The following is a 20415-nucleotide window of genomic DNA, read 5'->3' on the forward strand; positions in this document are numbered from 1 at the left end:
GCGGCATTTTGCGTGGATTATACAGTCGTATCGAGTGCGGCGGAAATATCATTCCAAATATCATCTACATCTTCGATACCGACAGAGAAACGCAGCAGACCGACCCTGATGCCCATTTCCATTTTCACATCATGCGGCACGCCGCTGTGGGATTGGGAATAGCAATGGTTGACCAAACTTTCCACGCCGCCGAGGCTGGAAGCCATTTTGACCAGTTTCATGTTTTTAATCACGTTATTGGCCGCTTCACGCGTGTCGTTTTTGAGATAAACCGTAACCACGCCGCCGATACCTTTGGGCATTTGTGTTTTCGCCAGTTCGTAATGCTCGTGCGACGGCAGGCCGGGATAGAACACTTTTTCAATGGCAGGATGGGCTTCCAAACGGCGTGCAATTTCGAGTGCGTTTTGGCAATGGGCGTTCATGCGCAGAGCCAGTGTTTTGATACCGCGCAACACCAGCCAGCAGTCCATCGGGCCTGCAATCGCACCGGTATGCACCATCATATCGTGCAAAGGCTGCGCCAGCTCTTTGGTTTTGGCAACGACGATGCCCATCAACACGTCGGAATGGCCGCACAAATATTTGGTAGCAGAATGGAACACAAAATCGCAACCCATATCCAACGGCTGTTGCAGATACGGCGTGGCAAAGGTGTTGTCGATGCCGACCAGCGCACCGGCCGCTTTGGCTTTCACGGCAAGGGCTTTGATGTTTACCAAGCGTAAAAGCGGATTGGACGGCGTTTCCAGCCAAACCAGTTTGACCTTGTGCGCTTTAAGCAATTCGTCCAAATTATTGGGATTGCCCAAATCGGCAAAAACAACGTTCACTCCCCATTTTTGATAAACATCGACCAATAAGTCATACGCGCCGCCGTAAATATCGGCGACGGCGACAATGGTATCGCCAGGGCGCAGGAAAGTACGCCACACGGCATCAATTCCCGCCATACCGCTGGAAAACGCAAAACCTGCCACACCGTGTTCCAAATCGGCAACGGTGTCTTCTAAAATCTGACGGGTCGGGTTGCTCAGGCGCGAATAACGGTAAGGCACATTTTCGCCGATTTCGTGCAGAGTAAACATACTGTTTTGATAAATCGGCGGCATCAGCGCGCGGTTGTGTTCGTCGCAATTGTAGCTGGAATGAATGGCGCGGGTCGGGAATTTCATCTGTTTCTGCCTTGTAAGATATGAATAATCGGGATTTTATCACTATCCCGAAAATAGAAACAATCAATGCAGCCGCCAAAAGCAAGTGATATAATCTCGCATTTGCAGGCAGGCGGCCAACAGCGTTTTTTCAGACGGCATCTGCCTGCCATACAATACACACATCTCAATAATTATCTGAATATTAAGGACAAACAACGCATGAACGCCATTGCAGACGTGCAATCCAGCAGAGATTTACGCAACCTGCCGATCAATCAGGTCGGCATTAAGGACCTGCGCTTCCCGATTACCCTGCAAACTGCAGAAGGCATCCAGTCCACCGTTGCCCGTCTGACCATGACGGTTTACCTGCCTGCCGAGCAGAAGGGGACGCATATGTCGCGCTTTGTCGCATTGATGGAGCAACATGCCGAAGCCTTGGATTTCGCACAATTGCACAGGCTGACTGCCGAAATGGTCGCACTTTTGGATTCCCGCGCCGGCAAAATCAGCGTTTCTTTCCCGTTTTTCCGCAAGAAAACCGCGCCGGTATCCGGTATCCGGTCCTTACTGGATTATGATGTCAGCCTCACGGGCGAAATCAAAGACGGGGCATACGGACACAGTATGAAGGTCATGATTCCCGTAACCTCGCTTTGCCCGTGTTCCAAAGAAATTTCCCAATACGGCGCGCACAACCAGCGTTCGCACGTTACCGTCAGCCTGACTGCCGATGCCGAAGTCGGTATCGAGGAAGTCATCGATTGTGTGGAGGCGCAGGCAAGCTGCCAACTCTACGGCCTGCTCAAACGCCCCGATGAAAAATACGTTACCGAAAAAGCCTACGAAAACCCGAAATTCGTGGAAGATATGGTGCGCGATGTCGCTACTTCGCTGATTGCCGACAAACGCATCAAGAGCTTTGTCGTCGAGAGCGAGAATTTCGAGTCTATCCACAACCATTCGGCTTATGCCTATATCGCGTATCCGTAGGCGCGTTTGTGATGTCCAAATGCCGTCTGAAAGGCGTTTGGGCGTTATTGGCGAATCTGCCGCCGCTTCACTTTCCGAGCCGCCGAAGGACGGGCAAAGTCCGGATAAGGTCCGACGGCGAGGGCGGCTTGTATGTGCGGCAGTGCCGTATCGGTTTGAAATCAATTTGCAATACAAGTAATAAAAGGATGCACGATGACAGTATTAAGCAAAGAGCAGATCCTATCCGCATTTAAAAACCGCAAATCGTGCCGGCATTACGATGCGGCACGCAAAATCAGTGCCGAGGATTTTCAGTTTATTTTAGAACTCGGGCGTTTGTCGCCCAGTTCGGTCGGTTCGGAGCCTTGGCAGTTTGTTGTGGTTCAAAACCCCGAAATCCGACAGGCAATCAAGCCGTTTTCTTGGGGTATGGCGGATGCTTTGGATACCGCCAGTCATTTGGTGGTGTTTTTGGCGAAGAAAAATGCCCGCTTCGACAGCCCGTTTATGTTGGAAAGCCTCAAGCGGCGCGGTGTTACCGAACCGGACGCCGTAGAAAAATCTTTGGCGAGGTATCAGGCGTTTCAGGCTGACGATATCAAGATTTTGGACGATTCGCGTGCCTTGTTTGACTGGTGTTGCCGCCAGACCTATATCGCGTTAGCCAACATGATGACGGGTGCGGCGATGGCAGGTATCGATTCCTGCCCGGTGGAAGGTTTCAACTATGCCGATATGGAACGCGTATTGTCCGGGCAGTTCGGTTTGTTCGATGCGGCAGAATGGGGCGTGTCCGTCGCCGCGACATTCGGCTACCGCGTTCAGGAAATCGCCACGAAAGCGCGCAGGCCGTTGGAAGAAACCGTTATTTGGGCATAAGGCAATGCCGTCTGAAAATGCAAGGATTTTCAGACGGCATTTTTATGCTTATTTAAAACGATTCGCCGGGGGCGAGATAACGCCATTTGCCGGGCGGCAGCCTGCCGAGTTTGACCTTGCCCATGCGGATGCGTTTCAGCCCGATGACGCGCAGTCCGACCAGTTCGCACATACGGCGGATTTGCCGCTTTTTACCTTGTTTCAATACGAAACGCAGTTGGTCTTCGTTTTGCCATTCTACTTTGGCGGGACGCAGTTTCTCGCCGTCCAAGCTCAACCCGTGGTTCAGCAGCGCAAGTCCTTTTTCGTCCAATTTGCCGCGCACGCGCACCAAATATTCTTTTTCACTGCCGCTGTTTTCGCCGATAAGCTGCTTGGCGATACGGCCGTCTTGCGTCAATACCAGCAATCCGACCGAGTCGATGTCCAGCCTGCCGGCGGGGGCAAGACCGATTTTGTGTTTCGGATCGAAACGGATGCGGCCGGTGTCGCCTTCCCAGCGATTTTCGGGGGTAATCAGTTCGGCGGCGGATTTATAGCCTTTTTCCGCTTGTGCGCTGACATAGCCGACGGGTTTGTTCAACAGGATGGTAATGCGTGCCGCCTGCTGTTCGTGGGCTTTCTTGTTCAGTTCGATACGGTCTGCCGGTGAAACTTTCTGACCGAGTACGGCGGTTTTGCCGTTGACCGTTACCCAGCCCTGTCCGATGTAGCCGTCGGCTTCGCGGCGCGAACAAAGCCCGAGTTGCGCCATACGTTTGGACAGGCGCACGGCATCTTCTGTATGGTCGGGGGGAGTTTTTGGATTCATAGGTGTTTTCCGGTAAGGGGCGGTTCAGACCAATTGTTCGCCCCAGTGCAGTTTTTGGCGCAGGGTTTTGAAATATTGGTAGTCGGTCGGATGTAGGATGCGTAAGGGGTTGCGGTAGCGGCGGATGGTGATGCGGTCGAGGCTTTGCACGTCGATATGGGTTTGACCGTCGAAATGGACGCGCGCGTCGCCGCCTTGGGTAACGAGGATTTCGATTTCGGACGTGTCTGGAATGGCGATGGGGCGGTTGGTCATAGATTGCGGGCAGATGGGGACGAGCGTGAAGGCGTGCAAACCTGCCTGCATGATGGGGCCGCCGGCGGCAAGCGAATAGGCGGTCGATCCGGTGGGGGTGGAGACAATCAGCCCGTCCGAACGTTGTGTATAGACGAATTCCCGATTGACGAAGACTTCAAACTCAATCATCTGTCCGGCACCGCCCCGTGAGAGGACGGCATCGTTGAGGGCGATGGCGCGTTCGGCGGTTTTGCCTTCGCGGATGAGTGCGGCTTCAATCAGGATGCGCTCTTCGGCAAGGTATTTCCCTTCTAAAACGGGCAATAGCTTGTCCGTCATATATTCGCGGGGAACTTGGGTCAGGAAGCCCAAATGACCTTGGTTGATGCCGATAATCGGAACGGCGCGCGGGGCGATTTCGCGGGCGGCGGAGAGAAAAGTGCCGTCTCCGCCCAAAACGGCGACCAGGTCGCAGTATTGTCCCAGTTCGGTTTTGTTGACGATATGGCAGCCGATGGTGTCTTGGGTATAGATGCAGCATTCCCTTACGCCGACTTCGTCGAGATAGACGGTAAAGCCGTGCTGCTTCAAAAATGTAATCAGTGTGTGTGCAGTATCTTGGATGTCGGGCGTGTTGGGGCGGGTTACGATGCCGATGTTGTGAAAAGGGCTGTTCATGTCGGATGCCGTCTGAAGGTTAGTCTATCCAAATGTCGCGTTCGAGCCGGTCAAGGCGTTCGTTGAGGCGGGCAACGTCGTCGCGCAGTTTGTCCACTTCTTCCATCCAGGCGGACAGGGTGGAGGCGTCGATATCGGGTTTGCGTGAAAATTCGCCGATTTGTTCGGCTATGCTTCTGCCGATTTGTTTGATGCCGTGTCCGATATCGGCGGCGCGGCTGCCGATGCTGTTGCCGAGCTGCGTGCCGAAAATCCGTGCCAATTCGTCCGATGCGCGGGAACGCAGGCTGCCGAGCAGGGACAGTACCGCGATGCCGAGGATGAGGTCGCCTTCGAGCCCGATGTCGCCCGCCCCGGGTTCGCCGCCTTGGAGGATTTTCTGTATCGCGCTGTTGCGGAAGATGATTTCGGTGTCTGCAAAGCCGTTTCCCGCCGAGAGCAAACCGTCTTTTGTGATGCGTCCCGCCAGTTTCAGCCCGGCAATGTTCAGGGTCAGTGTTTTGCCTGCAAAGGCGGCAAGTTCCGAGCGGCTGTCCGAGCTTTGCAGAATCAGGCGGTTGATGATGGGGAGGAGGGCGGACATATTTTCTGATTGGGGCGGAGAATGCCTGTTTGTTGCTGTTGCCGCTTATTTTACAGGCTTAAGCCGTTATCGCAAACGGTACGGATGATTTTGCCCACGCTGTCGTCGGGTGCGAAATCCGGCGCGGGCAGGCCGAGTTTGGCGGCTTCTTCCGTATAAAATTCGCGGCGTGTCGGGTGGCGCGGTTCGATAATGTTTTTCAGCCGCCTGCCGCCGGGTTTGAATGCCGTCTGAAACAGGCTTTCGACGGCGATGTCGCGGTGGACGATATTGACAGGCCAGTTGCCGCCTTGGATGTTTTGCTTTTGAACAAGGCGGCTGACGGGATGGCGTTCGGCGCAATAAAGCCCGCCCGGCCGCAGGATGTCGATGTTCGGAACGCCGCTGTCGAGCAGGTGTTGTTCGGCGGCGAGGATTTGTCGGGCGGACTCGGTTTGCGGATTGGGTGTGGCGGTTTCGTCGCATTCGCGCACTTTATCGCCGTAAACGCTTGTGCTGCTGGTGAAAATCAGGTGTTGCACGTTGCACGCCCGGGCAAGCTCTGCCCATTGTTTGACGGTGTCGGCGTAATGCGTCAGGGAAGAGGGCGGCAGCAGGAAATACCAAACGGGTTTGTCGGCGTGGTTTTGCCACAATGCCGTCTGAAAGGCATCGGTGCAGCCGAGGTCGAAGATGTCGAGGTGTATGGGCAGGTTGATGTCGTCCGAAGTCAGGTTGCGTTTTATGGCGGCGACGCGGCTGCCGTGTCGGTAAAACTTTTGTGCCAGCGGCAGGCCGAGGTAACCTAGGCCTGTGATGGAGATATGGGGCGGGGGGACTGCGCGCATTCGCTGATACCGTCGGGTAAGTGCCGTCTGAAGGCTGATTCGGACGTTATGGGTTTACGGGTTGCCGTTGCCGTTGCCGATTTTGCGGTCGTATTCCGCACGGTGTTCGGGCAAAAGATAAGGACGCAGGAGGCTTAAGGTGCGGCGGATGCCGCGTGCTTTGGAGTCTTCGGTCAGCTTGGTGCGCCCGCGCAAGGAGCTGTCGAAGTCGAACCAGTATTTCGTGACCATCCACATATTGACGGCGAGGTCGTTCATAGCGGTCTGATCGGCGTTGATGACGTTCAGACCGTTGAGCTGGGTGAGCAGGTTGACCAAGAGCGGGGAGACTTTGGCTTGGGTAAAGGTATTGTGTTCGCCCAAAAGTTCGGCACTGCGTGCAAGCAGGGTATTCACGTCGCTGAAGAGGAAACGGTATTCCCACATCACATCGTAAATCCCTGCCATATAGTTGATGGAATCTTCGACATTGGACGGCAGCACGGCTTTGTTGAGGTATTCCAGCAGGGCTTCGCTATAACGTTTGAACAGTTGGACGATGATTTCGTCTTTATTGCGGAAGTGGTAATAGAGATTGCCCGGACTGATGCCCAAATGCGCCGCAATATGGTTGGTGCTGATGTTGCGCTCGCCTTCCTCGTTGAAGAGCGCAAGGCTGGCGTCGATGATGCGGGTGTAAGTATTGGTTTTTGCAATGCGGGTCACGGGCATACTCCTTGGATTTATAGGCTGAACGAAGCAGGCAGCCAATTGGGTTCGGCGTGTAATTCTACCTGAAATCGAGTAAATACTGTATTGCAGACGTGTTGCGCCAGCTTCCAGATATCGTCTGAAGAAGCATTGTTTTTGTTCACTAAAACCAAAGCCTGCCTGTCGTGTACCGCCGCGCCGCCGATTTGGAAGCCTTTCAGACGACATTGGTCGATCAGCCAGCCTGCCGCAAGCTTGACCGAACCATCGGGCTGCGGATAGCGTGGCATATCGGGATGCTGCTGCAACAGGGAAGCAGCTTTTTCTGCACTGACGACGGGATTTTTAAAGAAACTGCCGACATTGCCCAAAACTTTCGGGTCGGGTAATTTGCTGTTGCGGATGGCGGATACCGCATCGGAAACGCCTTTTGCCGTCGCCTCCCTGCCTGCACTCAGTTCGGCAACCTTCGCCGCCAAATCGCCGTAGCCCAAGTTCGGCACAAAATGCGTTTTTAATGCAAATATGACCGAAACAATCACATAACGCCCTTTGCCTTCCTGCTTGAACAGGCTTTCGCGGTAGGCGAAGCGGCAGTCGGCATTGGAAAGGGTTACAAAGGTTTCCGTATCCAAATCAAAGCAGCGCACGCTGTGAATCACATCTTTTGCCTCCACTCCGTATGCGCCGATGTTCTGCACGGGCGACGCGCCGACCATACCCGGAATCAGGCTCAGATTTTCCAAACCGCTCAAACCCAGCGCGACGGTGTGCAACACGAAATCGTGCCAAATTTCGCCCGCCTGCGCTTCAATCAGAACCATGCCGTCTGAATGCGCAATCTCGCGTATGCCCTTGTTTTCCATATGGACGACCAGTCCGTCGTAATCCTGCATCAAAAGGATATTGCTGCCGCCGCCGAGCCATAAAACGGTATCGCGGTCGAACTCGGGCAGTCGGACGATGTCGCGCAACTCGTCGGCGTGTTCGAGTGCGATAAAGGCTTGGGCTTGGGCGCGCAGGCCGAAGGTGTTGTAGGGGGTGAGGTCGGTTTGGTATTGGATGGGTTGCATGGGTTTAAACTTTAAAATGAGTATTGTCAGTGGCGGGCTTCAGCCCATTGTTTTGATATTTTAATCGTCGGAGTTTTCAGACGGCCTTATGCGATCTGACCATCTCCCTGCTGCACAATTCCAAGCACCACACCAAGGCGACGGCTGCGATGGTGAGCGAGGCGATCAATGCCGTCCAGAAGCCGTAAATGCCCATATCGAAACGGTAGGCGAGCAGGTAGCCCGGCAACAGGCCGCAGCCCCAGAAAGCGGCGGCGTGGATGAACATCGGAACTTTTGTGACTTTATAGCCGCGCAGGGCATAGGACGCGATGCATTGGGTGAAGTCTGCCGGTTGGAACAAGCCAGCAAACAGTAAGACGGTGGCGGCGATGCTTAAAACCGCAGGATCATTGTTGTACATACTTACCAGCGGCGAACGGAATAATACCAAAGAAAGCACGGTAATCACGGCGAGCATCCAACCCAACACCAGCGACACGCCCGAAATATAACGAGCCCGCGAAAATTCGCGCCGTCCTAATGAAAAACCGATGCGCACCGTCCCTGCCGAGCCGACGCTTTGCGGAATCATATAGAGAATCCCCGACAAACTGATGCCGACTTGCTGCGCCGCCACATAATCCTCGCCGAAAGGCGCAATCAAAAACACGATAAACGAAAACGCGCTGGCTTCCAAAAAATAAGACAGTCCGATGGGCGCGCCGATTTTCCAAATCTGTTTGAACACCGCCCAATCCGGCTTGCCGAATTTTGCCGTCAGTCCGAACGGGCGGAAGAATTTTTCCTTGGCGATATAAATCCACAATGCCAGCGCGCTGAACCAAAACACCGCCATCGTCGCCAGTCCGCAGCCCGCGCCGCCCAAAGCGGGCATACCGAATTTGCCGTAAACGAAAATATAGTTCAGCGGCACGTTCAACACAAACGCCGCGAAACTGACCAGCATGATCAGGCGCGGGCGGTTCAGGCTGGAAGCGTAGGCGTGCAGGGCGCGGTGCACCATTGCCGCCGGCATCGCCAGGCTGGTGAACAGCATATACTGCGCCATCGTGCCTTCCACATAATCGCTCAAGGTCAGCCAGTTGCGGAATGGCGTAATCGCCGCCCACATCAATGCCATGCCGAAAATTCCCAAGATCAGCCCGAACCAAATCCCCTGCCGCCCCGTTTCGCCCACTTCGGCGGTTTTACCCGCGCCGTAAAGCTGGGCAATCATCGGGTTCAGTGCCGCCATAATGCCCATAAAGGTAATATAAACCGTGGCAAACGCGCTGCTGCCCAAAGCCACCGCCGCCAAATCCTCCTTACCCGCACCGCCCGCCATCACGGTATCGACGAAACCGATGCCCACCTGCGCGACCTGCGCCAACAACATGGGCAGGGCAAGGGCGGTCAGCAGGCGGACTTCTTTCAGGAAGACGGAAAAGGAAAAGCGGTCGAGGTCGAGCAGCATAAGTGTTCAATCAACAAAAATGCCGTCTGAAACAAAAAAACGGCAGCAGGGAGTGATGAGAAATAGTGGTGCACATTATATAGTAAAAAAATGCCGTGCCGTCAGACGGCGGATACAGGGTATAAAAGTATATTCAGATTGTGTGTATTTTATGGTAAAGTTTGGTTTTAACGACTTGACGGCATTGAGCCGTCGGACAGGGGCTGTTCGGATTCTGAATCGGAAGGAAGCATCGCCGTTTTGACAGCGGCGTGATGCGTTGCGGCAAAGATGCCGTCTGATTGCGGATCGGGCAGCCTTTTGTGTTTGCAAAATAAAATAGAAGGCAGATTCTCATGCAGACTTGGCAGCTTCCGGAACATATCGCCGACGTACTGCCCACGAACGCGCGGCAGCTTGAAAGCGCGAGGGAGCGGTTGTTGGCACTGTTCCGCGTACACGGTTACGAGTTGGTCCAACCCCCGTTGATGGAATACAGCCACTCCCTGCTGACGCATATTGACGCGGGCTTGTCGTTGAAAACCATTTTGGTGGTCGATCAGTTGAGCGGCAGGCAGTTGGGTATCCGCGCCGACATCACGCCGCAGGTGGCGCGTATCGATGCCCATCTTTTGTCCGCCAACCAAGGGATTAACCGATTGTGTTACGCAGGCTCCGTGTTGCACGCGCAGCCCGACGGTCTGCTGAATATGCGCGAACCCTTGCAGGCGGGTGCGGAAATGTACGGTTTCGCCGACATCCGTGGCGATATCGAACTGATTGACCTGATGCTGAAAAGCATGAAAATTGCCGATATGGGCAAAGTGCTGCTTTCGCTGGGGCATATCGGCATATTCCGCGCCTTGTCCGATGCGGCACATTTGGATGCGGGGCAGTCCGCAACGCTGCTTGCCTTGATGCAGGATAAAGATACCGGGGCGGTCGAAGCGCAGGTCAAGGCTTGGAAGCTGGACGGTATGTGGGCAAAAGCATTCTCGCTGCTGCCGCGCCTGTACGGCGGGCGTGAAGTGTTGTCCGACGCGCGCGGACGGTTGCCGGATTTGTCGGCGGTCGGCAGCGCGTTGGACGAATTACAGGCGGTGTGCGACGCATTTCCCGATTGTGAAATCCATATCGACTTGTCCGAGCTGCGTGTCGACAATTACCACACGGGCTTGCTGTATGCCGCCTATGCCGCCGATTTCCACGACGCGGTCGCGAGAGGCGGGCGTTATGACGGATTGGGCGGATATTTCGGCAGGGCGCGCCCGGCAACGGGATTCAGTTTCGACTTGCGCAGCTTTATCGGGCGTTTGCCCGCCATAGAACGGCAGCCCGCCGTGTTGGTCGATGCGGAAGATGCCGAAGTGGCGCGCGAAGCAGTCGAAGCCTTGCGTGAACAAGGGCAGTGTGTCGTGATTGACTACGGTATCGGGCACAATGTTTCGGAAGAGCTTGCAGGCCGTCTGAAAAAGACGGACGGCGTTTGGCAGGTTGTGAAACGCCAAATACCCGTTCATAGCGGATGAAAGGCAAACCGGGGCGGGGCGCAAAAGCCGCACCGGTTTGGGGATTTCCGCAATAATTTTTAATATCGATAGGTTATATGGCTATGGCTAAAAATGTTGTAGTAATCGGCGCACAGTGGGGCGACGAGGGTAAAGGTAAAATCGTTGATTGGCTGGCGGAAGAAGCCGGCGGCGTCGTGCGCTTCCAAGGCGGCCACAATGCGGGCCATACTTTGGTCGTCGGCGGCAAGAAAACCATTTTGCGCCTGATTCCGAGCGGCATCCTGCACGAAGGATTGGATTGCTTTATCGGTTCGGGCGTTGTCGTTTCCCCCGAAGCCCTGTTGGGCGAAATCGACGAGTTGAACGCGGCAGGCGTGAAAAACGTCGAAGGCCGTCTGAAAATCGCGCCGACCTGCCCGCTGATCCTGCCTTACCACATCGCGCTCGACCAAGCCCGCGAAGCATCGCGCGGCAAAGGCAAAATCGGCACGACCGGACGCGGCATCGGCCCCGCCTACGAAGACAAAGTGGCACGCCGCGCCATCCGCGCCGCCGATTTGCTGCATCCCGAAAAACTGCGTGAAAAACTGGATGCCGTCCTTGCCTATTACAATGTTCAACTGCAACATCTGCACAATGCCGATCCGGTGAAAGCGGAAGACGTGATGGCGGTTATCGAAAAAGTCGCGCCGCGCATTACGCCGATGATTACCGACGTATCCCGCGTGTTGAACGAAAAAAACAAAAACGGCGAAAAACTGCTGTTTGAAGGCGCGCAAGGTGCGTTGTTGGACATCGACTACGGCACTTACCCCTTCGTTACCTCGTCCAACTGTCTCGCCGGCGCGGCTTCGGCAGGCGCGGGCGTAGGTCCTCAAATGCTGGATTATGTTTTGGGTATTGTCAAAGCCTATACCACGCGTGTCGGTTCGGGCCCGTTCCCGACCGAATTGTTCGACGAAGTAGGCGCAGGTTTGGCGGAACGCGGACACGAATTCGGTTCGGTAACCGGCCGCGCGCGCCGTTGCGGCTGGTTCGATGCCGCCGCCCTGAAACGCTCCATCCAAGTCAACGGTATTTCCGGTATGTGCATCACCAAGCTGGACGTGATGGACGGTATTGAAACCATTAATATCTGTGTCGGTTACGAATTGCCCGACGGCAGTAAAACCGACATCCTGCCTTGCGGTTCCGATGCAGTAGAAGCCTGCAAGCCGATTTACGAAACCATGCCCGGCTGGAGCGAATCGACTTTCGGCGTGAAAAGCTACGACGCATTGCCCGAAAACGCCAAAGCATATTTGAAACGGATTGAAGAAGTCTGCGGCGCGCCGGTCGCCATCGTCTCCACTGGTCCCGACCGCGAAGAAACGATTGTGCTGCATCATCCGTTCGCATAAGGTTTTGCAGTAAAAATGCCGTCTGAAGCCCTAATCGGTTTCAGACGGCATTTTTGTTGCTGTTTTATCTGATATAGTGGAGTAACAAAAATCAGGACAAGGCGACGAAGCCGCAGACAGTACAAATAGTACGGAACCGATTCACTTGGTGCTTCAGCACCTTAGAGAATCGTTCTCTTTGAGCTAAGGCGAGGCAACGCCGTTAATCCGCTATATTTTCTGTCCGGACACGGTTTGTCGGGGGGTATATCAATGCGGCGTATCCGGTGCGGAAATGGATACGGTTGGTGCCGGTATGGAAACCTGATGTTTTCAGACGGCATATACAAAAAAACCGTACTGCTTGCGCGTACGGTTTTTTTTGTCGTTTCAAATCGGCTCAGAGCGATTTGAGGCGGGCAATGCGGTTGTCCAGCGAAGGGTGGGTGCTGAGCAGGGAGTCGCGCGTATCTCCGGCGATGCCCATTGCGTTCATTTCTTCGGGCAAATCGACCGGGTTGCCTTTAAGCCTTTGCAGGGCGGAAATCATTTTCGGAGCGCCGACCAGTTTTGCCGCACCCGCATCGGCGCGGTATTCGCGTTGGCGGCTGAACCACATGACAATCAGGCTGGCAAGGAAGCCGAACAGGATTTGGAATACCATGCTGACCAGGAAATAAGTTCCCTGCGATTGGCTGCCGTCGTTGTTTCGGGCAATCAGGTTGGCAATAATGCGCGACAAGAACACGACAAAGGTATTGACCACGCCTTGAATCAGCGTCAGTGTAACCATATCGCCGTTGCCGACGTGCGCCATTTCGTGCGCCAACACGGCTTCCACTTCGTCGCGCGTCATATGGTCGAGCAAACCGGTGCTGACGGCGATCAGGGAGCTGTTTCTCGATGCGCCCGTAGCAAAGGCATTGGGTTCGGGGGAGTGGTAGATGGCGACTTCGGGCGTTTTCAGGTTCCATTGCCGCGCTTGGGCTTCGACAGTGTTCAAAAGCCAGGCTTCTTCTTCGGTGCGCGGCGTGTCGATGACTTCCGCGCCGACCGATTGTTTGGCGATGAATTTGGACATCAGCAGCGAAATAATCGAACCAGTGAAGCCGACGACGGCGGAATACGCCAACAGGCTGCCTGCGCCGCCCCGGCTGTTGATGCCCAGAACCGCCAAAACAATGTTGATTACGACCAAAACAGCGATATTGGTAGCCAAAAACAGAAAAATGCGTTTCACGGATGTTCCTTTTTGGTAGGGTGTGATGTTTTGAAATTTTGGGGATTGTCCCAAAAAGTTGCCGGCTTGTGAATATCAGGCTCGGCAAAGGTATGCAAAACATTTGCTTGCAAATGGCAGTTTGTGCAGTTGGTTTTTGAACTATTGTGCCAAGCCGTGTAGAATCGTAAATTATCTGTTTGATTCCAATAAACACATTTAAAAGGATAACTTCATGAAAGCATTACTTTTAGGCGCGCCGGGCGCGGGCAAAGGCACTCAGGCGCAATTCATCACCGCTGCTTTTGATATTCCGCAAATTTCTACCGGCGACATGCTCCGCGCTGCGATTAAAGCAGGCACGCCGCTGGGTTTGGAAGCGAAAAAAATCATTGACGAAGGCGGCTTGGTGCGCGACGACATCATTATCGGTATGGTCAAAGAGCGCATTGCCCAAGACGACTGCAAAAACGGTTTCCTGTTCGACGGTTTCCCGCGCACATTAGCACAAGCCGAAGCGATGGTTGAAGCAGGCGTGGATTTGGACGCGGTTGTTGAAATCGACGTACCCGACAGCGTGATTGTCGACCGCATGAGCGGTCGCCGCGTCCACTTGGCCTCCGGCCGTACCTACCACGTTACCTACAATCCGCCCAAAGTCGAAGGCAAAGACGACGTAACCGGCGAAGATTTGATTCAGCGCGACGACGACAAAGAAGAAACCGTCAAAAAACGCCTTGCCGTTTACCATGAACAAACCGAAGTTTTGGTTGATTTTTACAGCAAACTGGAAGGCGAACACGCGCCTAAATACATCAAAGTCGACGGTACCCAAGCAGTAGAAGCCGTGAAAGCCGAAGTATTGGGCGCATTGGGCAAATAAATCGAAAAGGTCGTACCCACGGGCAGGCTCCGCACTCTGAAAACAGGAAATCAGGTTTTCAGACGACCTATTTTTGATAAAAAGCGTGTTGCAACCGAAAAACAATCATTCGGCGTCATTCCCGCGCAGGCGGGAATCCATTTCTGAATTTGGGCAATCGCTGTTTAAATCTGATGAACTGAGTTTTATCAATGGATTCCCGCCTGCGCGGGAATGACGGCTGATGTGCCGGTTCAAATTCATCCGAAACAGTTTGTCGGGACTTGAGTCCGCGTAGGTCGGACATCATGCCCGACCTACGGTTTGAATTTACGTTGTACTGCAAAAAAGACGATAAAGGTCGTCTGAAAACCCGAAACGAAAACACCATGAATCCTTTAATCACCGACTTCCAAACTCCGCAACAACGCACCCCCGTCATCGTTGCCCTTGATTTTGCCAACGAAAAAGACACGCTCGGATTTGTCCGCAACCTTGATCCGGCGTTGTGTCAAATCAAAATCGGCAAAGAGCTGTTTACCGCAACCGGCCGCAATTTGGCAGAAAGCTTAATCAATCAAGGTTTCAAACTTTTCCTCGATTTGAAATACCACGACATTCCCCACACCGTCGCGCAAGCCTGCAAAGTCGCTGCCGATATGGGCGTTTGGATGGTCGATATGCATGCCTCAGGCGGCCGCCGTATGATGGAAGCCGCCGCCGAAGCCGTTGCGGGATATCAAACCAAGCCGCTCTTAATCGGCGTAACCGTGTTGACCAGCATGGAACAAAGCGATTTGGCGGAAATCGGTTTGAACATCGCCCCTGAAGAACAAGTCATCCGCTTGGCGAAACTGGCGCAAAGTTCAGGCTTGGACGGCGTGGTCTGTTCCGCCCAAGAAGCCGCGCCGCTGCGCCGCGAATTAGGGCAGGATTTTGTCTTGGTAACGCCCGGTATCCGCTTGGACGTTGCCGGCAACAATGACGACCAACGCCGCATTATGACACCGGCCGAAGCCTTGGCGGCAGGTTCAACCTATTTGGTAATGGGCCGCCCTGTAACCCAAGCCGCCGATCCGGTCGCCGTATTGCGCGAAGTGAACCGCGTGGCAAACGCTTAAGCATCAACAATTTTGATGCTGTTCAAAGAAACTGCCTCACTTTGATACGGTAGATAAATAACCAGAAAATTTCAGCTTAGAAAGGAATTTATCCGATGTCTCAATGTGGTTCAGATGTGAGCAATATTTTTGATTATGATGCATTTCCGGAAGATGATTTGCTTGTAAAGGATACTCCTGTTGGGTGGTATGCGATTGTGTCGCATAAAATTGTCGAAGAGGGGCTTCCTATTAAATTTATGTATCGGGAACATCAAGGGGATTTACCATTTGATAGCGGATGGCGGGTATTTTCCGGAACAGAAGATGATGAATACTCGAATAACCCTGATAACTTCTCCTTTCATAGTTTGACGCGGCTTACTCATTATCAAGCAGATGTTGGGGAGCTGTTTTGGGCGGATATAGGTAGCGTTTTTGAGAAAAAAGAAGGAGAGGATTGCTTTTCACCTGTTACCGATTGGTCTCCTTTTGACTTTGAAGAATAATAAAAAGCCAGATTTTATTATTAATCAGTAAATTTGCCAGATAATTACTGAGAATACAGTGAAGTTTTCACACACAAAAAACAACTTATTTTGGAGTGCATAAAATGCCCGCCAAGTTTCAACAAGAAACCCTCAAATCCCGTTTCGCGCAAGCCAAAGTCCTGGTTGTCGGCGACGTGATGCTCGACCGCTATTGGTTTGGCGACGTGTCCCGAATTTCGCCCGAAGCCCCCGTGCCGGTGGCAAAAATCGGACGTATCGACCAACGCGCGGGCGGTGCGGCGAACGTTGCGCGCAATATCGCTTCGCTGGGCGGCAAAGCAGGGCTGTTGTCGGTAACCGGCGACGACGAAGCCGCCAACGCGCTCGACGCGCTGATGGTGCAGGACGGCGTCGCCTCCTATCTGATGCGCGACAAACAAATCGCCACCACCGTCAAACTGCGCGTCGTCGCCCGCAACCAGCAGCTTATCCGCCTTGATTTTGAAGAACATCCCAACCGCGAAGTATTGGAACAAATCAAGCGGAAATACCGCGAAATCTTGCCCGAATACGACGCAATTATTTTTTCGGACTACGGCAAAGGCGGTCTGTCGCACATCTCCGATATGATCGATTGGGCGAAACACGCGGGCAAAACCGTATTAATCGACCCCAAAGGCGACGATTACGAAAAATACGCCGGCGCAACCCTGATTACGCCCAACCGCGCCGAATTGAAAGAAGTGGTCGGCAGTTGGAAAAACGAAAGCGAACTGACCGAAAAAGCGCGAAACCTGCGCCGCCACCTCGACCTGACCGCCGTTTTACTGACCCGAAGCGAAGAGGGCATGACCCTGTTCAATGACGGCGAACCCATTTACCAGCCCACCCGCGCCCAAGAAGTTTACGACGTGTCCGGCGCAGGCGACACCGTCATTGCCGGAATGGGCTTGGGGCTGGCTGCTGGTTATACCATGCCTGAAGCCATGCACCTCGCCAATACCGCCGCCGGCGTCGTCGTCGCCAAACTCGGCACGGCGGTCTGTTCGTTTGCAGAGTTGGTTGAAGCACTGGACGGGCAATAAATCTTTTCAGACGGCATGACCATTCAATGCCGTCTGAAACCCTCAAAACAAAGGAAACCCAATATGACCATCATCGTAACAGGCGCGGCCGGCTTCATCGGCAGCAACATCGTCAAAGCACTTAATCAACGTGGTATTACCGACATCGTCGCCGTCGATAATTTGAGCAAAGGCGAAAAATTCAAAAACCTTGCCGAGTGCGAAATCGCCCACTACCTCGACAAACACGAATTCATCCGCCAAGTGAGGGAACACATTTTACCTTATCAAAACATCGAAGCTGTTTTCCATCAAGGCGCGTGTTCCGACACCATGAACCACGACGGTTTGTATATGATGGAAAACAACTACCAGTACACGTTGGATTTGCTGGACTGGTGTCAGGACGAACGCATCCCCTTCCTTTATGCCTCCAGTGCGGCGGTTTACGGCAAAGGCGAAATCTTCCGCGAAGAGCGCGAACTCGAAAAACCGCTCAACGTGTACGGCTACTCCAAATTTCTGTTTGACCAAGTATTGCGCCGCCGTATGAAAGAAGGCCTCACCGCCCAAGTCGTCGGCTTCCGCTACTTCAACGTTTACGGACAACACGAACAACACAAAGGCCGCATGGCATCCGTCGCCTTCCACCACTTCCACCAATACCGCGAACACGGTTACGTCAACCTGTTCGGCAGCAACGACGGCTACGGCAACGGCGAACAAACCCGCGACTTTGTCAGTGTCGAAGACGTTGCCAAAGTCAACCTCTACTTCTTCGACCATCCCGAACTCTCCGGCATCTACAACCTCGGAACAGGCCGCAGCCAACAGTTCAACGAACTCGCCGCCGCCACCGTCAACGCCTGCCGCGCAGCCGAAGGCAAACCTGAAATGAGCTTGAAAGAGCTGGTAGAAGAAGAACTTATCCGTTACATCCCCTTCCCCGACGCGCTCAAAGGCAAATACCAAAGCTTCACCCAAGCCGACATCACCAAACTGCGCGAAGCTGGATACAAGGAAGAATTTTTGGATGTCAAAGCAGGCGTCGACCGCTACGTCAAATGGATGCTGGAAAATTTGGCTTAAACACGATTGGTCATTTTGTTTGAAAGAAAATGCCGTCTGAACTTTTCAGACGGCATTTTTGATTTATGCGGAGGCGGTTTTTATTTTGACCTTGTTTTTCTTGAATTTCAACACGGCTTCTTCTTTCGCCGCATTCCAGTCTATCCGCACAAAACCACCGTCGGCGAGTTTGCCGAACAGGAGTTCGTCGGCGAGCGGTTTGCGGATTTTTTCCTGAATCAGGCGGTGCATCGGGCGCGCACCCATTTGCGGGTCGAAACCTTTTTCTGCCAAGTATTTACGCAATGTCGGTGTGAATTCGGCTTCGACTTTTTTGTCGAGGAGCTGGTGTTCGAGCTGGAGCAGGAATTTGTCCACGACTTTGGCGATGACGGGTTCGGACAAGGGCGCAAACGGGATAATCGCGTCCAAGCGGTTGCGGAACTCGGGCGTGAAGAGCTTGTTGATGGCCTGCATTTCGTCGCCGCGTTCGCGTTTGGCGGTAAAGCCGAGGCTGGGACGGCTGAGGCTTTCCGCGCCTGCGTTGGTGGTCATAATCAGAATGACGTTGCGGAAATCGGCACTCTTGCCGTTGTTGTCGGTCAGTTTGCCTGCGTCCATCACTTGCAGGAGGACGTTGAAAATATCGGGGTGGGCTTTTTCGATTTCGTCCAAGAGCAACACGCAGTGCGGCTGTTTGTTGACGGCTTCGGTCAAAAGACCGCCTTGTTCAAAGCCGACATAGCCCGGTGGCGCGCCGATGAGGCGCGATACGGCGTGGCGTTCCATGTATTCGGACATGTCGAAACGTTGCAGCGGTATGCCCAGCGAATAGGCAAGCTGTTTGGCGGCTTCGGTTTTGCCCACGCCGGTCGGGCCGGAGAAGAGGAAACTGCCTATCGGTTTGTCGGGCAGGGCAAGGCCGGAGCGCGACATTTTGACGGCGGCAACCAACGCATCGATGGCGTTTTCTTGACCGTAAACCATATTTTTCAAATCACGGCCGAGGAATTGCAGCACTTGTTTGTCTTCGTGTGACACGGTTTTTTCGGGAATCCGCGCAACTTTGGCGATGACGGTTTCGATTTGCGCTTTACCGATGACTTTTTTCTGTTTGGATTTGGGCAAAATTCGTTGTGCCGCGCCTGCTTCGTCCATCACGTCGATGGCTTTGTCGGGCAGGAAACGTTCGTTGATGTAGCGGGCGGAGAGTTCGGCGGCGGCTTCAAGTGCGCCTTGCGTGTAGCGCACTTGGTGGAAGCCTTCGAACATCGGTTTCAAGCCGCGCAGGATTTGCACGGTTTCGGCGACGGTGGGTTCGACCACGTCGATTTTTTGGAAGCGGCGGCTTAAGGCGTGGTCTTTGTCGAAAATGGTGCGATATTCGTCGTAAGTGGTCGCGCCGATGCAGCGTAGCGAGCCTTTCGCCAGCGCAGGTTTGAGTAGGTTGGACGCGTCCATCGTGCCGCCGCTGGTGCTGCCTGCGCCGATGATGGTATGGATTTCGTCGATAAACAAAATGGCGTGCGGGATTTTTTCGAGCTGTTTCAAGACGGATTTGACCCGCGCTTCAAAATCGCCGCGGTATTTTGTGCCCGCCAAAAGCGAACCCATATCCAGTGCGTATACTTCGGCATCTTTGAGTGCGTCGGGAATGTCGCCGTTGACGATTTGATGTGCCAAACCTTCCGCCAGCGCGGTTTTGCCCACGCCCGCTTCGCCGACCAAAAGCGGATTGTTTTTGCGGCGGCGGCATAGGATTTGCACCAGCCGTTCCATTTCGTGTTTGCGACCAATCAAAGGGTCGATACGGCCGGCTTTGACTTCGGCGTTGAGGTTGACGGTGTACTCCGATAAAGGGTTTTTGCTCGGTTTGGTGCGGTTCTCATTATCGTCGTCCATGCCGTCTGAAGAATAGTTGCCATCGTCTTCATCTTCATCGGGAGAGCCGTGGGCAATACAGCGCAAAACTTCAAAACGCGTAACCGATTGCAGCTTGAGGAAATAAACGGCGTGGCTGTCGGTTTCGCTCATCAGCGCGACCAAAACGTCCAAAGGCTCGACCAAGCCTTTGCCTGCCGATTGGGTATGCACCATCGCCCGTTGGATGACGCGTTGGAAGCCGAGCGTGGGCTGGGTTTCGACCGTGTCTAAAAGGTGGTCGGGAATCAGGGGGGTATTTTCGGCAACGCTGGCGGCGAGTTGTTCGGACACCACTTTCAAATCCGTGCCGCAGAGCTTGAGGACGTTGGGGACGGCGGCATCTTCTTCGATGAGTACCAAAAGCAGATGCTCGAGGCTGATAAATTCATAATGGGCGTTGCGCGCCTCGCGGTAAAGCTGCTGCAAAATCTGTTCTAATTCAGGGGCAAGCAT

General features: G+C 53.8%; 20 protein-coding genes. 10 read left to right on the plus strand and 10 right to left on the minus strand.

Annotated features, from left to right (window positions below):
* Positions 1 to 17: 17 nt before the first annotated feature.
* Complete coding sequence (locus DBY86_RS02255) at positions 18 to 1175, minus strand: trans-sulfuration enzyme family protein (RefSeq protein ID WP_107818737.1); 1158 nt, start codon at positions 1173 to 1175, stop codon at positions 18 to 20.
* A 201-nt stretch (positions 1176 to 1376) separates the two neighbouring features.
* Here DBY86_RS02255 and folE2 point away from each other — a divergent pair, with 201 nt between their 5' ends.
* Genes folE2 through DBY86_RS02265 form a run of 3 tightly spaced genes read left to right on the plus strand, consistent with a single transcriptional unit; the run spans position 1377 to position 3011 of the window.
* Entirely contained in the window at positions 1377 to 2150 is a 774-nt protein-coding gene (gene folE2, locus DBY86_RS02260; protein ID WP_465119539.1) for a GTP cyclohydrolase FolE2, read from the plus strand.
* 19 nt (positions 2151 to 2169) lie between these two features.
* Entirely contained in the window at positions 2170 to 2331 is a 162-nt protein-coding gene (locus DBY86_RS13255; protein WP_199901029.1) for a hypothetical protein, read from the plus strand.
* 14 nt (positions 2332 to 2345) lie between these two features.
* Positions 2346 to 3011 (plus strand): NAD(P)H-dependent oxidoreductase, encoded by a 666-nt coding sequence (locus tag DBY86_RS02265; protein WP_107818739.1) that lies wholly within the window; start codon positions 2346 to 2348, stop codon positions 3009 to 3011.
* Between the two features lie 52 nt (positions 3012 to 3063).
* On the opposite strand, the gene DBY86_RS02270 is transcribed toward DBY86_RS02265, so the two are convergent.
* The 7 genes from DBY86_RS02270 to norM form a co-directional block, all read right to left on the minus strand.
* Positions 3064 to 3822: a pseudouridine synthase gene (locus DBY86_RS02270; RefSeq protein ID WP_107818740.1), complete on the minus strand. Its 759-nt coding sequence runs from the start codon at positions 3820 to 3822 to the stop codon at positions 3064 to 3066.
* 24 nt (positions 3823 to 3846) lie between these two features.
* The gene (locus tag DBY86_RS02275) at positions 3847 to 4737 is read right to left on the minus strand and encodes an NAD(+) kinase (protein ID WP_107818741.1); all 891 of its coding nucleotides are present in this window, start codon (positions 4735 to 4737) and stop codon (positions 3847 to 3849) included.
* Positions 4738 to 4756: 19 nt separating this feature from the next.
* Positions 4757 to 5320: a ubiquinone biosynthesis accessory factor UbiJ gene (locus tag DBY86_RS02280; RefSeq protein ID WP_107818742.1), complete on the minus strand. Its 564-nt coding sequence runs from the start codon at positions 5318 to 5320 to the stop codon at positions 4757 to 4759.
* Positions 5321 to 5370: 50 nt separating this feature from the next.
* Positions 5371 to 6147 carry an SDR family oxidoreductase gene (locus tag DBY86_RS02285; RefSeq protein WP_107818743.1) on the minus strand — a complete coding sequence of 259 codons (777 nt, stop codon included), beginning with the start codon at positions 6145 to 6147 and terminating at the stop codon, positions 5371 to 5373.
* A gap of 54 nt (positions 6148 to 6201) precedes the next feature.
* Positions 6202 to 6858: a TetR/AcrR family transcriptional regulator gene (locus DBY86_RS02290; protein WP_107818744.1), complete on the minus strand. Its 657-nt coding sequence runs from the start codon at positions 6856 to 6858 to the stop codon at positions 6202 to 6204.
* A gap of 11 nt (positions 6859 to 6869) precedes the next feature.
* Positions 6870 to 7910 (minus strand): UDP-N-acetylmuramate dehydrogenase, encoded by a 1041-nt coding sequence (gene murB / locus DBY86_RS02295; RefSeq protein WP_107818745.1) that lies wholly within the window; start codon positions 7908 to 7910, stop codon positions 6870 to 6872.
* 76 nt (positions 7911 to 7986) lie between these two features.
* A complete protein-coding gene (gene norM, locus DBY86_RS02300; protein ID WP_107818746.1) occupies positions 7987 to 9366 on the minus strand; it encodes a multidrug efflux MATE transporter NorM in 1380 nt (459 codons plus the stop codon).
* Between the two features lie 335 nt (positions 9367 to 9701).
* Between norM and DBY86_RS02315 the strand changes: the two genes are divergently transcribed.
* Positions 9702 to 10874 carry an ATP phosphoribosyltransferase regulatory subunit gene (locus DBY86_RS02315; protein ID WP_107818748.1) on the plus strand — a complete coding sequence of 391 codons (1173 nt, stop codon included), beginning with the start codon at positions 9702 to 9704 and terminating at the stop codon, positions 10872 to 10874.
* Between the two features lie 83 nt (positions 10875 to 10957).
* On the plus strand, positions 10958 to 12256 hold the full coding sequence (locus tag DBY86_RS02320) for an adenylosuccinate synthase (RefSeq protein ID WP_199901016.1): 1299 nt from the start codon (positions 10958 to 10960) through the stop codon (positions 12254 to 12256).
* A 379-nt stretch (positions 12257 to 12635) separates the two neighbouring features.
* Here the strand turns inward: DBY86_RS02320 and htpX are convergent, their stop codons facing one another.
* Positions 12636 to 13475, minus strand: coding sequence for a protease HtpX (gene htpX / locus DBY86_RS02330; protein ID WP_010357358.1), 840 nt, complete (start codon positions 13473 to 13475; stop codon positions 12636 to 12638).
* Between the two features lie 214 nt (positions 13476 to 13689).
* Between htpX and adk the strand changes: the two genes are divergently transcribed.
* The 5 genes from adk (at position 13690) to rfaD (ending at position 18060) form a co-directional block, all read left to right on the plus strand.
* The gene (gene adk / locus DBY86_RS02340; protein ID WP_107818751.1) at positions 13690 to 14337 is read left to right on the plus strand and encodes an adenylate kinase; all 648 of its coding nucleotides are present in this window, start codon (positions 13690 to 13692) and stop codon (positions 14335 to 14337) included.
* Positions 14338 to 14705: 368 nt separating this feature from the next.
* The gene (gene pyrF, locus DBY86_RS02345; protein WP_107818862.1) at positions 14706 to 15437 is read left to right on the plus strand and encodes an orotidine-5'-phosphate decarboxylase; all 732 of its coding nucleotides are present in this window, start codon (positions 14706 to 14708) and stop codon (positions 15435 to 15437) included.
* 95 nt (positions 15438 to 15532) lie between these two features.
* Positions 15533 to 15925: a DUF2185 domain-containing protein gene (locus DBY86_RS02350; RefSeq protein WP_107818752.1), complete on the plus strand. Its 393-nt coding sequence runs from the start codon at positions 15533 to 15535 to the stop codon at positions 15923 to 15925.
* A gap of 104 nt (positions 15926 to 16029) precedes the next feature.
* Positions 16030 to 16992 carry an ADP-heptose synthase gene (hldA, locus tag DBY86_RS02355; protein WP_107818753.1) on the plus strand — a complete coding sequence of 321 codons (963 nt, stop codon included), beginning with the start codon at positions 16030 to 16032 and terminating at the stop codon, positions 16990 to 16992.
* 63 nt (positions 16993 to 17055) lie between these two features.
* Positions 17056 to 18060, plus strand: coding sequence for an ADP-glyceromanno-heptose 6-epimerase (rfaD, locus tag DBY86_RS02360; RefSeq protein WP_107818754.1), 1005 nt, complete (start codon positions 17056 to 17058; stop codon positions 18058 to 18060).
* Between the two features lie 63 nt (positions 18061 to 18123).
* On the opposite strand, the gene clpA is transcribed toward rfaD, so the two are convergent.
* Positions 18124 to 20415, minus strand: a complete 2292-nt coding sequence (gene clpA / locus DBY86_RS02365) for an ATP-dependent Clp protease ATP-binding subunit ClpA (RefSeq protein WP_107818755.1) — start codon at positions 20413 to 20415, stop codon at positions 18124 to 18126.

Origin of the sequence: Neisseria bergeri (assembly GCA_003044455.1) — a bacterium.
GTDB lineage: Bacteria > Pseudomonadota > Gammaproteobacteria > Burkholderiales > Neisseriaceae > Neisseria > Neisseria bergeri.